This window comes from Saccharopolyspora erythraea (genome assembly GCF_018141105.1).
Taxonomy (GTDB): Bacteria; Actinomycetota; Actinomycetes; order Mycobacteriales; family Pseudonocardiaceae; genus Saccharopolyspora_D; species Saccharopolyspora_D erythraea_A.
Window position 1 is genome coordinate 4,367,889 of the sequence record NZ_CP054839.1, and the last position, 14,237, is coordinate 4,382,125.

Annotated in this window: 13 protein-coding genes; 6 read left to right on the forward strand and 7 right to left on the reverse strand. The window is 71.0% G+C overall.

Annotated elements, in window-relative coordinates; translation table 11 throughout:
- Nucleotides 1-541: 541 nt before the first annotated feature.
- The 4 genes from HUO13_RS19565 to HUO13_RS19580 all read left to right on the forward strand — a co-directional run bounded on the left by HUO13_RS19565 (nucleotide 542) and on the right by HUO13_RS19580 (nucleotide 5,318).
- Nucleotides 542-1,708, forward strand: a complete 1,167-nt coding sequence (locus HUO13_RS19565; RefSeq protein WP_249125146.1) for a Glu/Leu/Phe/Val family dehydrogenase — start codon at nucleotides 542-544, stop codon at nucleotides 1,706-1,708.
- A gap of 348 nt (nucleotides 1,709-2,056) precedes the next feature.
- The gene (locus tag HUO13_RS19570; RefSeq protein WP_211896577.1) at nucleotides 2,057-2,260 is read left to right on the forward strand and encodes a cold-shock protein; all 204 of its coding nucleotides are present in this window, start codon (nucleotides 2,057-2,059) and stop codon (nucleotides 2,258-2,260) included.
- 238 nt (nucleotides 2,261-2,498) lie between these two features.
- The gene (locus HUO13_RS19575; protein ID WP_249123874.1) at nucleotides 2,499-3,455 is read left to right on the forward strand and encodes an NAD-dependent epimerase/dehydratase family protein; all 957 of its coding nucleotides are present in this window, start codon (nucleotides 2,499-2,501) and stop codon (nucleotides 3,453-3,455) included.
- Between the two features lie 480 nt (nucleotides 3,456-3,935).
- Complete coding sequence (locus HUO13_RS19580; RefSeq protein WP_211896578.1) at nucleotides 3,936-5,318, forward strand: FAD-binding oxidoreductase; 1,383 nt, start codon at nucleotides 3,936-3,938, stop codon at nucleotides 5,316-5,318.
- Here HUO13_RS19580 and HUO13_RS19585 read toward each other — a convergent pair whose 3' ends face one another.
- Together HUO13_RS19585 and HUO13_RS19590 are read right to left on the reverse strand one after the other, a co-directional pair.
- Entirely contained in the window at nucleotides 5,319-5,495 is a 177-nt protein-coding gene (locus tag HUO13_RS19585; protein ID WP_211896579.1) for a hypothetical protein, read from the reverse strand. It lies immediately after the preceding gene.
- Between the two features lie 58 nt (nucleotides 5,496-5,553).
- The gene (locus HUO13_RS19590) at nucleotides 5,554-6,360 is read right to left on the reverse strand and encodes an enoyl-CoA hydratase-related protein (protein ID WP_211896580.1); all 807 of its coding nucleotides are present in this window, start codon (nucleotides 6,358-6,360) and stop codon (nucleotides 5,554-5,556) included.
- 124 nt (nucleotides 6,361-6,484) lie between these two features.
- Between HUO13_RS19590 and HUO13_RS19595 the strand changes: the two genes are divergently transcribed.
- Complete coding sequence (locus tag HUO13_RS19595) at nucleotides 6,485-7,630, forward strand: hypothetical protein (protein WP_211896581.1); 1,146 nt, start codon at nucleotides 6,485-6,487, stop codon at nucleotides 7,628-7,630.
- Between the two features lie 64 nt (nucleotides 7,631-7,694).
- Here the strand turns inward: HUO13_RS19595 and HUO13_RS19600 are convergent, their stop codons facing one another.
- From HUO13_RS19600 to HUO13_RS19615, 4 genes are all read right to left on the reverse strand, one after another.
- Complete coding sequence (locus tag HUO13_RS19600; RefSeq protein ID WP_211896582.1) at nucleotides 7,695-8,135, reverse strand: thioesterase family protein; 441 nt, start codon at nucleotides 8,133-8,135, stop codon at nucleotides 7,695-7,697.
- Nucleotides 8,132-9,094 (reverse strand): 3-hydroxyacyl-CoA dehydrogenase NAD-binding domain-containing protein, encoded by a 963-nt coding sequence (locus tag HUO13_RS19605; RefSeq protein ID WP_211896583.1) that lies wholly within the window; start codon nucleotides 9,092-9,094, stop codon nucleotides 8,132-8,134. The genes HUO13_RS19600 and HUO13_RS19605 overlap by 4 nt, the downstream gene beginning before the upstream one ends.
- 64 nt (nucleotides 9,095-9,158) lie before the next feature.
- Nucleotides 9,159-10,043, reverse strand: a complete 885-nt coding sequence (locus HUO13_RS19610) for a 3-keto-5-aminohexanoate cleavage protein (RefSeq protein WP_211896584.1) — start codon at nucleotides 10,041-10,043, stop codon at nucleotides 9,159-9,161.
- A 74-nt stretch (nucleotides 10,044-10,117) separates the two neighbouring features.
- On the reverse strand, nucleotides 10,118-10,978 hold the full coding sequence (locus HUO13_RS19615) for a TetR/AcrR family transcriptional regulator (protein ID WP_211896585.1): 861 nt from the start codon (nucleotides 10,976-10,978) through the stop codon (nucleotides 10,118-10,120).
- A 274-nt stretch (nucleotides 10,979-11,252) separates the two neighbouring features.
- On the opposite strand from HUO13_RS19615, the gene HUO13_RS19620 reads away from it, so the two are divergent.
- Nucleotides 11,253-12,674 (forward strand): MFS transporter, encoded by a 1,422-nt coding sequence (locus tag HUO13_RS19620; RefSeq protein WP_211896586.1) that lies wholly within the window; start codon nucleotides 11,253-11,255, stop codon nucleotides 12,672-12,674.
- Between the two features lie 3 nt (nucleotides 12,675-12,677).
- Here HUO13_RS19620 and HUO13_RS19625 read toward each other — a convergent pair whose 3' ends face one another.
- On the reverse strand, nucleotides 12,678-14,105 hold the full coding sequence (locus HUO13_RS19625) for an amino acid permease (protein WP_249123875.1): 1,428 nt from the start codon (nucleotides 14,103-14,105) through the stop codon (nucleotides 12,678-12,680).
- Between the last annotated feature and the right edge of the window lie 132 nt (nucleotides 14,106-14,237).

Sequence of the window (14,237 nt, forward strand, 5' to 3'; positions counted from 1 at the left end):
CGCCGGTTCGCCGGATCGGCCGATCCCGTGCCGTAGCGGGCCCGGCCACCGCCGCGTGCAGAAGCTTAAGCCCCCTTCCGAGTGACGTGTCATGGCCAGTTGCCGCAGTGCTCCACCATGGTGAAACCGCAGGTCAAAGCGCTGTTGGCGGAAGGAGAAAGGCTTGCGGCTGTGAATTCCTCATGACGCTTCGAATGTCGGATAGCACGATTGTTGACAATAAATCCAGCCGGGGTTTAGCTTCGTCACATCGCCAACTCCGACGCGGAGGTGACCATGCAGCTCAACGAGTACGGCCACCCGCGTCCCGTGCGTTGGTTGTCTTCTTCCTCGCTCTGGCTGCGACATTCGTGACGCCCGCCGCCCGTCCGGGCGGCGAGGGCCCACAGCGCAGCGCGTGTGACCGGCGGTGATCTTCCCGCCGGGTTCAAGGCACGCCCCATCGATCGGCACCCGAGCGGGCACCTCCCGGTGCCCGTCGTCATGCACTGCGAATTGAGAGGAGGTTCGGCTGGTGGCACTCGTCGACTGCGCCCCGCTGATGAAGGTGACGTGGACCGACCCGGTGACGGGCAAAAACGGATTCCTGGTCGTGCACAGCCTGGTGTCCGGTCTTGCCACCGGCGGGACCCGGATGCGCGCCGGCTGCACGATGTCGGAGGTCGAGGACCTCGCGCGCGGCATGGCCCGCAAGACGGCGGTGTTCAACCTGCCGGTCGGTGGCGCCAAGGGCGGCATCGACTGCGACCCCAAGGATCCCGAAGCTCGCGGCGTGCTGCGCCGGTTCGTCGAGGCGATGCGGCCGTGGATCGACGCGCACTGGGTCACCGCCGAGGACCTCGGAGTTCCGCAGCACCTCATCGACGACGTCTTCGCCGAGGTGGGGCTGCAGCAGTCCTACCACGCCGCCATCCGCCGGGCCCCCGACGTCGGGCACACCCTGCGCCGGATCCGCGCCGGGCTCAACGCCCCGGTGCCGGGCGGGCTGCTGCTGGGCGACGTCGTCGGCGGGTACGGCGTGGCGCAGAGCTGCCTGGGCGTCGTGCAGGCCCGGGGCTGGGACAACTCCCAGACCACCGTCGCGGTGCAGGGCGTGGGCACGATGGGCGGCGGCGCCGCCTGGTACCTGCACGAGGCGGGCCTGAAGGTCGTCGCGGTCGCCGACGCCGTGGGCGCGCTCTACCACCCGGACGGCCTGGACATCCCGGCGCTGCTGGAGATGCGCGACCGCTTCGGCGAGATCGACCGCGACCAGGTCCCCGCGGACGTGCGGCGGCTGCCCCGCGAGGCGGTCCTGACCGCCGACGTCGACGTGCTGATCCCCGCGGCGGTGTCGTACGCGATCACGCCGCGCCAGGTGCCCGAAATCTCGGCGAAGGTGATCATCGAGGCGGCCAACACGCCGGTGACGGCGGAGGCCGAGGAGCTGCTGGCGGCCCGGGGCATCCCGGTGATCCCGGACTTCGTGGCCAACTCCGGGGCGGTCGCCTGGGCCTGGTGGCTGCTGCTGGGCAGGGTCGACGCCGACCCGGTGCTGTCGTTCAGCGTGCTGCGCGAGGAGATGCTGGCCAAGATCCCGCCGCTGCTGGCGGCCTGGGACGCCGACGGCACCACCCCGCGGATCGCGGCGCTGCAGCTGGCCGACTGGCAGACCGAGCAGAACCGGGTCGCCGAGGCCGAGGGGCGGCTGCTGGTCAGCATCCCCTGACCGGCCAGCGCGCCGCGGGCTGCGGATGCTCACGGGTGCGCCCGGCCGGCCTGGTGCCGGTCGGGCGCACCCGTTGCACTTCCAGGGGAAGTCGGCCGGAATTGCCCGCGCGTTACAACCCGGCGCGGCGGCCACGACTTCGGGTGATGAGTGTGTGACAACCCGCGTCCGGAGTGCTAGCGTGGTCGCAGTTGCAGTTTTGGTTCCCAGAAGTACTCGAAAGTGCCTGCGAAACGATGTGACGCAGGCATTTTGTTGTGCCGGAGGCCGTTTCGGCCCGGGTGATCATCTCGGCGACTTGGGGTCTACGAAGTGTTGGCCCTGGCCATTAGAAGTAGGAGACAGAGAATGGCTACCGGTACCGTCAAGTGGTTCAACGCTGAAAAGGGATTCGGCTTCATCACCCCGGACGGGGGAGGCGCCGACGTGTTCGCCCACTACTCGGCGATTGACGCCTCCGGTTTCCGCACGCTGGACGAGAACCAGCGGGTGGAGTTCGAGATCGCCCAGGGCCCGAAGGGGCCGCAGGCCGCGCAGATCCGCACGATCTGAGATCGCCTGAGACAGTCCGGCAGGCCCGCACCGCACGACGGTGCGGGCCTGCCGTCGTGCTGGTCCCCGGGAGCGGAGCCCGGCTCCCGCCCAGGCCAGGGCCGGTGTCCTACTCGGACCGGGCCCCGTGGACCAGTCGTGCCGCGGTGCCGCGACGGAGACTCGCGCGACCTCCGAAGTTCACCCGATGTGGTGCGCGTGGCGCCGGTAGTCTTGCTGGTTGCCGTTGTTCGCTCCGATGTCCGAGGTTCCTGTGCCCCTGCGTGTGTTCGTGGCCGGTGCCACCGGTGTCGTGGGAAGAGCGCTGCTGCCGCGGTTGCGGGAGCGCGGTCACCACGTGACCGCACTGGTCCGCCAGGCGGGCAGGCTGGAGGGCGGCGACCTGGTCGACGCGGTCGCGGTGGCCGACATGATGGACCCCCGGCGATTGCGGCGGGTGGTGCAGGAATCCGCCCCGGACGTGGTGGTCTGCCAGGTGACGGCGTTCCGCCACCCCGACTTCGACGTGGCGCTGCACCGCACCTCCCGGCTGCGCGACACCGGGACCCGCAACCTCGTCAGCGCGGCCGTTTCCGCGGGTGCGCGGCGCATCATCATCCAGAGCATGGCCGCCGCCTACTGCCCGCACGGCCACGACGTGCTGGACGAGGAGGCTCCGCTGTGGACGGAGGCGCCCGGCCGCTGGGGGGAGGCGGTCCGCGCGGTCGCGGCGATGGAGGAGGCGGTGCTGACCTGCCCGAGCATCGAGGGCGTCGCCCTGCGCTACGGCGCGCTCTACGGTCCCCGCACCTGGTACGCGCCGGGCGGCGTCATCCACGAGAAGGTGCGCGGCAGCGCGTTGCCGCTGGTCGACGACGGTGTGGGACTGACATCGTTCACCCACACCGAGGACGCGGCCGGCGTAGTGCTCGAGATGCTCGCCGGCGGTGATCCCGGTGCCTACAACGTGGTCGACAACGAACCCGCCGAGAGCATGGAGTGGCTTCCCGCCTACGCCCGGATCGTGGGCGGTCCGGCGCCGGTGTCGCTGACCCGGGACCAGGCCCGCACGCAGCTCGACTGGCTCACCGTGCACCAGCTCACCGAGCAGCGCGGCGCGACCAACTTCCGGCTGCGGGAGACGCTGGGGTGGCGTCCGGCGTGGCCGAGCTGGCGGGAGGGATTCGCGTCGTTGTGCGGGTTGTGGCCGGGCTGACCGCCGGATTCACCCGTTGCGCGCAATCGGAATGGTGGTTGGTCACCGCAACGAAACATTTCTCGCATCTCCGGGAGCGGACAATTCGGTTCTCGCTCGGCGGATCGGAGCCGCGGTGCGAGTTGAACGGCGGATGTCGGGACGCTAGATATCGGGTTGCGGTCGCAGCGCGTATCCGGTGGTGTCCGCGAGGCCCCGAGTCGGGGGCTCTTACCTCATGTGCGAGTGAATCGCAATGGTCTTGATTCGGGGTTGGCCGCGTGTGTCGCGACCGATCGGCCGCTTTCCTTGAAACGTGCAATCGATTCCGGTAAAGGCCCGTTTTCACAGGTGGCTCGCGGGTTGAGGCCGAAGGCTCCGCAGGTCCGGCACGCGGGAGCGCAGCGGACTTCCTGAGCCCTGCTGAGGGTATGAAAACGCGACCTGACGGGATAGGTTCTACCAAACCACCGTCTGAGGGAAGCCGGAGAACCCCGACCGATGACCACCACGGACACCGCGCACCCGCTGGAAGCGATGCTGTCCCCGGGCAGCGTGATCGTCGACCCCGACGTGCTGGAGGCCCACCGCCGGGACCGGGCGACGTTCTGCCCGTCCGGGACACCGTCGGTGCTGGTCCGCGCTCGCTCGACCGGCGACGTGGCCACGACGCTGCGGTGGGCGCACGAGAACCGGGTGCGGGTGGTCCCGCAGGGTGCCCGTTCCGGGCTGTCCGGTGCGGCCAACGCCTCCGACGGCTGCGTGCTGCTGTCGCTGGAGAGGATGGACCGCATCCTGCAGGTCGACGCAAGTGAGCAGGTCGCTGTGGTGCAGCCGGGCGTGGTCAACGGCGTGCTGGCCGCTGCGGTGGCCGAGCAGGGGCTGTTCTACCCGCCGGACCCGGGCTCGCGCGGCATCTCCACCATCGGCGGCAACGTGGCCACCAACGCGGGCGGCATGTGCTGCGTCAAGTACGGCGTGACCGGCGACTTCGTGCGCGGTCTCGAGGTGGTGCTCGCCGACGGCCGGGTGATGCGCACCGGGCGCAGCACCGCCAAGGGCGTCGCGGGCTACGACCTGACGAGCCTGATGGTGGGCTCGGAGGGCACGCTCGGGGTCATCACCGAGATCACCGTGGCGCTGAGGCCGGCGTCGGCGCGCCCGCTGACCGCCGTCGCGTTCTTCCCGGCCATCGCCGACGCCTGCCGGACGGTGGCGGGCTACCTCGGCGAGGGCCACCGGCCGTCGGTGCTGGAGTTCATGGACCGGCCCACTGTGGACGCCGTCTCGCGCATCGCCGACCTGGGCTTTCCCGCCGACATGGGGTCGATGCTCATCGTGCAGTCCGACAGCGGCGAGTCGGCCAGGGCCGATCTCGAGGCGTTCGAACGGGTGGCGCGCGGCTTCGGCGCCTCCGACGTCGTGGTCGCCGATGACCCGGCCGAGGGCGAGATGCTGATGCAGGCCAGGCGGCTGGTCGGCGACGCCCACGAGCACCTCGGATCGCAGCTCATCGACGACGTGTGCGTGCCCCGCAGGCACCTGGTCGACCTGGTCGAGGGGCTGCACCGGCTGGCCGAGCAGTACCGGGTGCAGGTCCTGTGCGCGGGTCACGCCGGGGATGGCAACATGCACCCGGTGGTTGTGTTCGACGCCGACGACGCCGACCAGACCGTCCGCGCCGAGCAGGCGTTCGACGCGATCATGGCGCTGGGCCTGGAACTGGGCGGCACCATCACCGGTGAGCACGGCGTCGGCCACCTCAAGCGCCACTGGCTCGGCAGGGAACTGGACCCGGCGGCGCTGTGGGTGCAGCGCGCGATCAAGCGGACGCTGGATCCGCGCGGCATCCTCAACCCCGGCCGGGTCCTGCCCCCGGAGTGATCAGAGCTCCTCGTAGCCGTCGTCGTCGGCGGGCACGGGGCGGTTCTGCTCGGCGAGGTCGGCCGGATCGACCTCCGGCGACAGCTCACCGGCCAGTTCGGTCTCCTCGTCCTCGGCCGGGACGATGGTCTCGCGCGCCTGCTCGGCGGCGTCGGCTTCGGGGGTCTCGGGATCCATGCTTCCTCCACGATCGGGTACTGGCCGGCCGACTGCCACCGTATCGACTCCGGCGCCGCTACGCGTCCGGTGATCCGTCCAGGGGCGGGAAGCGCGGGGCGCGGCGTTCGAGGTAGCTGTGGATGCCCTCCTTGACGTCCGGACGGCGGAACGCCGCGATCATGCGTTCGGCGGCGTCTGCGGTCGCGGTCTCCAGGCCGCTGTCCAGGCCGGTGTAGACCTGCTGCTTGATCTCGGCCATCGACGCGGGGGAGCACTCGGTGGCCAGGGTGCGGGCGTAGGCGAGGGCGCTGCCGAGCACCTGGTCGCCCGGCACGACGCGATCGACCAGGCCGAGCTCGCTGGCCTCGGTGCCCAGCAGGGTCCGCGCCGACAGCAGCAGGTCGAGCGCCTTGCCGACGCCGACGAGCTTGGGCAGCAGCCACGCGATGCCGTACTCGGCGATGAGTCCGCGCTTGCTGAACGCGGTGGTGAACTTGGCCTCGGACGCGGCGAAGCGGACGTCGGTGAACAGCGCGACCACCAGGCCGACACCCGCGACGGGGCCGTTGATCGCGGCGATGACCGGCTTGCGCAAGCGGGTCGCCAGCGACAGCGGGCGCTCGTCGGAGTCGAAGTCCTCGGGGCCGAGTTCGGAGAGCGCGGCCATGTCGGCGCCCGCGCAGAAGCCGCGTCCGGCGCCGGTCACGACGACGGCGCGGACCCGCGGGTCCCGGTCGGCTTCCTCCAGCAGGTCGAAGTAGCGCCGCTGCATGGTCCGGGTCCACGCGTTGAGCCGGTCGGGCCGGTTGAGCGTCAGCAGGAGCACGCCGTCGTCGCGCACCTCCGCCAGCACCTCGTCGGCGGCCTGGGGATCTTGCGTCACTTGATCACCTCCGCGGGGGTTGGTGGCAAGCTACCGATGAGGACGGGCTGCCTCAAGGACCGCGGGCGATGTTCCCGGGCGGCAGTCCTCGGCGGATCGGGTGGAGCACTGAGCTGGGGTGAGTATGAGGTTCGTGCTTGGCGGCCTCGTCGTCTCCGCGACGCTGGCAGGTCTGCTGCTCGCACGCCGGGGAACCGCGGGCCAGCAGCGCGGGTCGGGCTGGCGCAACCCCGGTGCCTGGTTGCTGCTCGTGGTCGCCGCCGTCTACCTCAACCAGGTCCTGTTCACCGTTCATGTACTGCGGGTGTGGGACGGCGACGCGGGGTTCGTCGCGCGGTACCTGCCCGCGGGATGGTTGGCGCTGGCCGACGACAGCGGTCCGATCCGGTGGCTCGCGGAGCGGTTCCCGCGGCCCGACCTGCTGTCGTGGAGCGTGCTCCGCGTGCAGGCCCTGCTGGAGCTGCCGCTGGTCGTGCTGGCTTACCTGACGGTGTGCCGGTGGTTCGGCGCGGACGTCTTCGGCCGCGCGGCGAGGCAGGTGTGGGCGCTCTCGGCGTCCTGGACGATCACTTTCTGCCTGGTCGAATGGTCGCTGCACAACCCCTACACCGCGGACGACATCGTGCTCCGCGCCGTGTCGGGCCTCATCGTGCCGATCGCCGTCGCCCACCTCCGGGCAGGGCGGATTCGCGCCGAGGAGTCGGTGACGGGCCTGGTGAGCTTCGTCGTGTCGGCCGCGGCGGCGGGCTACCTGGTGCTGGCGGTCTACGACACCGCGCTGCTCTACAACCTGGGGCACCTCGGGGAGCAGGCACCGGGCATGGCCGTCGCCGCGGCAGTGCTGGTGCTCGCGAGGATCGCGGCGCACAGGGTTCCCGACCGCGGGGCCGGACCGCGCATCGCGGCGGTCGCCGCATCGCTCGGGTGGTTCCTGGTGCTCTTCGCGGTGCCGGCCCTGCCGATCCGCTACAGCCTGAACTTCGGACTGCCCGTGCTCGCCGCCGCCGCGGGAACGCTGATCTGCGCTGTGGCGGTTTTCTCGGGCGTTCGGGTCGCGACGCGCGGTTCCGGCGACCGCGGGCTCATCCGGGAGCTGGTGCTCGCCGTCGTGCTGGCGGCGGTGGGCGGCTACGCCGGTTTCGCCGTCACCGGTGGCTACCCGGAGGCGAGGTTGCTCGCCGCGCTCTGCGGGTCGTGCGCTGTCGTGGTCGTCGTGTGCGCGGTGGGGGACCGGTTCTCGCGGTCCCGGTGGTCGCGGTCGGCGCGGTGACCGCGACCACCGGGAGAGATCCGGCGCCCGGTCCGAGAGCCGACCGCGACCAAGTCGGCGCCGCTCAGCCGATCGCCCGGCCCGCGTACTCCGGCGGCTCCTCGGCCAGCTCCGCGATGCGCGCGGCGACCTTATCGGGGAACGATGCCGACCGTCCCCGCGCGCTGTCGACGTGCAGCGCGAGGATCTCCTCGGTCGCCACCAGCACGCCGTCCACGACCATCTCGTGGCACAGACGCAGCTTCTTCGCGCCGCCGCCGACGATCCGCGTGGTGACCACCAGGTCGGACTCGGGTGGCACCTCGCGCAGGTACCGGACGTGCGCCTCGACGGTGTAGAGGGAGCACCCCGTCTCGGTGCGGTAGGTCTCGTCGAGCCCGATCTGTTCCATCACCGCGTCGGTGGCGAACCCGAACACCAGGACGTAGTAGGCCTCGCTGAGGTGGCCGTTGTAGTCGATCCACTCCGGGCGGACGCGCTGCCGGAACTTCTTCAGTCCCCTCATGACCCGCCCTTCCGCACGTTCTCGACCGCCCGCATGACCGCGATCACGGCGCGGTCGCGCTCGGCGACCAGCTCGGCGATGCTGCGGCCGTCCGCGGCATCCTCGCAGCCCTTGACCATCCGGTCCCGCAGCTCCTCGGTCAGCTCCGGGGCCTCCAGCCGGGTCCACGGTGACTTCAGCGACGGACCGAAGTGGTCGAGCATGTGGGCCATCCCGCCCTCGCCGCCGGCGAGGTGGAAGGTCAGGCACGGACCCAGCAGCGGCCACCGGAGCCCGGGTCCCTCGGTGATCGAGGCGTCGATCTGCTCGACGGTCGCCTCCCCGTTGGCGACCATGTGCAGCGCCTCCCGCCAGATCGCCTCCTGCAGGCGGTTGGCGATGAAGCCGGGCACCTCGCGGTCCATCGTGATCACCGACTTGCCCGCGACCTCGAAGAACTCCGAGGCCCACTCGACGGCCCAGCGCTCGGTCCGCTCGCCGCCGACGACCTCCACCAGCGGGATGAGGTACGGCGGGTTGAACGGGTGGCCGACCACCAGGCGCTGCGGTGCCGGGCAGTCCGCCTGCATCTCGGTCATCCCGTAGCCGGAGGTCGACGACGAGATGACGACGCCGGCCGGGGTGGCCGCGTCGATGCGGGCCAGCAGGTCCCGCTTGAGCGCCAGGTCCTCGGGCGCGCTCTCCTGCACGAACTCGGCGCCGGAGACCGCGGCCTCCAGCGTCGGGGCGATCGTCAGGTTGTCGCGGGACGCGCCGTCGGCGAGCCCGAGCTCGGTGAGCGCGGGCCACGCCGCGTCGACGAGCCTGCGCAGCTTGGCCTCGGCGTCGGCGGCGGGGTCCCACGCGGTGACGTGGTAGCCGCGCGCCAGGAAGTGCGCGACCCAGCCGCCACCGATGACCCCGGCGCCGATGCAGGCGACACGGCGTACGTCGGCGGGGGAGGCGGTGTTGTGGTTCAACTGTCGGCCTTTCGGAAGTCGTTGCGGGCCCGGCGCCTCGGCGCTGAGCGGGGGCGGGTGGGACTCAGCGCTTCCTCAGGCCGAGCTTGGCGCGCGCCTGGTCCGGGGTGGCGATGCGCGAGCCCATGGCCTCCAGCAGCGTGACGGCGCGCTCGACGAGCTGGGCGTTGGTGGCCTTGACGCCCTTGCTCAGGTACAGGTTGTCCTCCAGCCCGACCCGGACCTGCCCGCCGAGCAGGGCGGACTGCGCCACCCACGGCATCTGGTTGCGGCCGATGGCGAAGCTCGCCCAGTTGGCACCCTCGGGCAGCATGTTCACCATCGCCTGCAGCACGCCGGGGTCCGCCGGTGCGCCGTAGGGAATTCCCATGCAGAGCTGGAAGAGCGGCGGCGCGTCGATGAGGCCCTCCTCGATCAGCTTGGTGGCGAACCACAGCTGACCGGTGTCGAAGATCTCCATCTCGGGCTTCACGCCGAGCTCCTGGATGCGCTTGGCGCCCGCGCGCAGCATGTCCGGGGTGCTGATGTAGAGCTGGCTGCCCTCGCCGAAGTTCAGCGAGCCGCAGTCCATCGTGCAGATGTCGGGCAGCAGCTCCTCGACGTGGGGCAGCCGGTCCAGGCCGTTGACCAGGTCGGTGCCGTCCACCGGCTTGAGCGGGTCCTCCTGGTCGATGACCAGGTCACCGCCCATGCCCGCGGTGAGGTTGATGACCACGTCCACCCCGGTCTCCTTGATCCGCTCGACGACCTCGCGGTACAGCGAGACCTCGCGGGAGCCCTGGCCGGTCTCGACGTTGCGCACGTGGATGTGCACGACGGCGGCGCCCGCGTTGGCGGCGTCGACCGCGGAGGCCGCGATCTGCTCGGGGGTGACCGGCACGTGCTCGCTCTTGCCGACGGTGTCGCCGGCGCCGGTCAGGGCAGCGGTGATGATCACTTCGTTGTTCATGCGGGTACTCCTCGTCGGCACCGGGACGTGCCGGTGCTTCGCGGTCCGATGTGGGTGGTTGGGGGCGTTGGCGGTCAGTGCCGCGCGATCTCGCGCTCGACGAAGTCGCGGAGCACCTGGCGCATCCGCCGCACCGTGCGGCCCGGCCTGCCGGCGAGCACCTGGACGCCCAGGCCGTCGATGAGCGCGGTCAGTGTGACCGTCAGCTCCTCGGCGTCCCGGTCGGTGAACACGCCCTGCTGCTGGCCCTCCCGGATGGTGCGGGCGATGGTGTCGTGCCAGCGGGTGTAGGAGTCGCTGTGCAGCACCTGCAGGTCCGGGTCGAGCGCACTCTCGTTCCAGACCTGCAGCCAGATCGACCACTCCGACCTGAGCAGCCCCTCGGTGGGCAGCTGCAGCTCCACCAGCCGGAGCAGCCGCTCGTGGGCGTCGGAGATGCTGTGCAGTTCGGCGACCTGGCGGTCGAAGGCCAGCTTCACCGAGTAGCGCAGCGTCTCGATGAGCAGGTCCCGCCTGCCGGGGAAGTAGTAGTGGATGGTCGCCGCGCTGGTCCCGCACGCCTGGGCGACGTCGGAGACCCGCACCGAGTGGTAGCCGCGCTCGGCGATCAGGTGCCACGCGGCGTCGAGGATCTGCTGGTAGCGACCGGCGTCGCCGGAGCCTCCGGGCCCCTGCTCGGAGCGCGCCGAGCGGCGGGGCACGGCCACCGCGGTCTCCGCGTCGTCGCCGCCGTTGATCAGCCAGTTCACCGTGACGCCGGTGACCTCGGCGATCCTGGTCAGCTCGGCCGGGGTGAAGCGCCTGGTCCCGGTCAGCGACTTGGAGAGCTTGGTGGCGTCCAGGCCGATCTGCTCGGCGAAGGCGCGTTGGCTCCCCGGGTACCGGCGCGACACGTCCCGCACCCGCTGGCGTAGCTCCGCCGTCGTGTCCTGCACGGGCGCAACGCTAGCAGCGCATTGCGAGAATCGCAATATGACCATTTGGTTGCGATCGGTATCACGATCGAAAGTTCAGATACATACTTGCCCTGAACAGTGGAGTTGGTCTGTCTATCGAGGACTGGAGGCGTGCGGTCGACGGCCCGCTATGAACTGATAAGTCAGTCGGTTCGCAACGCGCGGGCGGGCGCCGGTGACCATCGCAGTCATGCGAGCCTAGAACAGCCGTGCTGAGCTTGGCGCGGCGAACTGCGAGGACACGGGAGCGGACGTGGCGGAGACCGGAGCGGCCGGCGCGGTGACCGCGCAGGCGCGTGACCGCAGGTGGCACGCCCTGGCGATCTGCCTGGTCGCGGGCTTCATGACGTTGCTCGACGTCAGCATCGTCAACGTCGCCCTGCCGTCGATGCAGCAGGGACTCGACGCACCGCCGATCGCGCTGGCCTGGATCGTCTCCGGTTACGCGCTGACCTTCGGCCTCGTGCTGGTACCGGCCGGACGGCTCGGCGACGACCGCGGGCGGGGCCGAATGTTCGTCATCGCGCTGCTGGCCTTCACCGTGGCCAGCGCGCTGGCCGGGTTCGCGCAGAACGCGCTGTGGCTGGTCATCGCCCGGCTGCTGCAGGGCGCGGCGGCCGGCATGCTCAACCCGCAGGTCTTGGGGCTGATGCAGCAGCTCTTCCACGGCAGGGACCGGGGGCGGGCGTTCGGCCTGTTCGGCGCCGTGGTCGGCCTGTCCACCGCGATCGGCCCGCTGCTGGGCGGGGTGATCCTGCAGTTCGCGGGCAACGAGAACGGCTGGCGCTGGGTCTTCTTCGTGAACCTGCCGATCGGGGCGATCGCGCTGGTGTACGCGCTGCGGGTGCTGCCGCGCGACGGCCGCGCCGAGCGCCCGCACAACCTCGACCTGGTGGGCGTGGTGCTCCTCGGTGCCGGCCTGCTGTGCCTGCTGCTGCCATTGGTGGAGCACTCGGAGTCGCCGTGGTACCTGCTGGCCGCCGCCCCGGTGCTGCTGGCGTTGTTCGTGGCGTGGGAGCACTGGTGCCGGATGCGCGGGCACGCGCCGCTGGTCGACCTGCGGCTGCTCCGGATCGGCAGCTACTCGTTCGGCACCATGCTGGGGCTGCTCTACTTCGGCGGTTTCACCAGCATCTTCTTCGTGCTCGCGGTGTACTTCCAGCGCGGGCTCGGCTACTCGCCGCTGGAGGCGGGTCTTGCGATGACGCCGTTCGCGGTGGGCTCGGCGGTGTCGTCGGCGGTCAGCGGGCGCATCGTCTACCGCATGGGCCGCACGCTCGTGCTCATCGGCCTGGTCGGAGCCCTGGCCGGGTTGCTGGCCACCGACGTGTTGCTGGGCATGCACTTCGGGCGGCTGGCCGGGCTGGTGAGCGCGTTGCCGCTGCTGGTCGCCGGTGTGGGCAGCGGCATGGTGATCTCGCCGAACCAGACCGTCACGCTCAGCGAGGTCGACACCGCCCAAGGGGGCACCGCCGCCGGTGTGCAGCAGACCGCCCAGCGCATCGGCACCGCACTGGGCACCGCGACCGCCTCGGGTCTGTTCTTCGGAGCCCTGGAGAGCGGCGGCTACGACGAGGCGATCTCCAGCGGGCTGGTCGTCTCGGTCTGCTTCGTGGCCGCCGCGCTCGTCCTCGGCATCGCCGAGCGGCTGGTCGTCATGCGCCGCGCGCGCTGACCGTCACTTCCGCGCGGCGGTGGCCAGCCCGGAGTGGCGGCGGCCGTAGAGCAGGTAGATCGCCATGCCCAGCACCAGCCAGGCGCCGAAGCGCAGCCAGGTGATGACGTCGAGGTTCGACATCAGGTAGAGGCACGCCACCGCGGCCAGGATCGGCAGCCACGGCGAGAAGGGCACCCGGAACGGCCGCTCCAGGTCCGGCCTGCGCCTGCGCAGAACCGGCACGGCCAGGGTGACGATCACGAACCCGGACAGCGCCCCGATGCTGACCATGTCGGCGAGCTCGGAGATCGGCACGAAGCCGGCCAGCAGCATGATCACCAGCGCCCCGCCGATGGTCATCCGGTGCGGCGTGCCCCAGCGCGGGTGGACCTGGGAGAGCTTGCGCGGCAGCAGGCCGTCCCGGCTCATCGCGAAGCCGATGCGCCCGATGGTGACCAGCTCGACCATCATCACCGAGGTCAGGCCGGTGACGGCGCCCAGCGAGATGAGGCCGGCGACCCACGGCACGCCCACCGACTGGAAGGCCGCCGCCAGCGGGGCGCCCTCGTCGATCTGCTGGTAGGGGACCATCGCGCTGAGCACGAGCGCGACCGCCACGTACAGCACGGTGCAGATCGCCAGGCTCCCGAGCAGGCCGATCGGCAGGTCGCGCCGGGGGCGCTTGGTCTCCTCGCCCAGGTTGGCCAGCGCCTCGAACCCGGTGTAGGCGAAGAAGACGATTGCGGCGGCGGTGAGCACCCCGCCGAAGCCGTAGACCGACTGGTCCATCCCCAGCAGCGCCTGGACCAGCGGTTGCTCCAGCAGGCTCGCGCCCTCCTCGGCGGGCTGCGCGGGCGGCACGAACGGCACCAGGTTGGCGCCGCGGACGAAGAACAGCCCGGCTACGACCACCAGCACGCAGACCGAGACCTTGACCACGACCAGCGCGTTGGTGACCCAGGCCGACTCGCGGATGCCGGCGACCGCGACCACGGTCAGGACCGCGATGATCAGCATCGCGCCGACGTTGACCGTCGCGTCCTCGCCGAAGTACTCCGGCGGCAGCCCGAGCAGGTTGGAGACGTAGCCCGACCAGCTTCGCGACACCACCGCCGCGCCGAGCGCGAACTCCAGCAGCAGGTCCCACCCGATGATCCAGGCGAACACCTCGCCGATGGTGGCGTAGGCGTAGGTGTAGGCGCTGCCCGCGGTGGGCACCGCGGAGGTCAGCTCCGCGTAGCAGACGGCAGCCAGCGCCGCGACCACGCCGCCGATGACGAACGAGAGCACGACCGCCGGACCGGCGTGGTCCTTGGCCTCGATGCCGGCGAGGGTGAACACCCCGGTCCCGATGATGATGCCGATGCCGATGCCGACCAGGTCCACCCCGGACAGGCGCCGGATCAGGCCGCCCTGCCGACCGCGGTTGAGCACGTCTTCGACTGGCATGGTGCGTAGCAGGCTCACGGCGAAGCACGGTACGGAACTCAGGTGTAGATGGCATAACGCGGGTGAACCGTTGGTGTCGCGCCGCCGCTCGCGCCCATTGTGGACGTGGTGGGACGCGCGGTGGACCGCCCG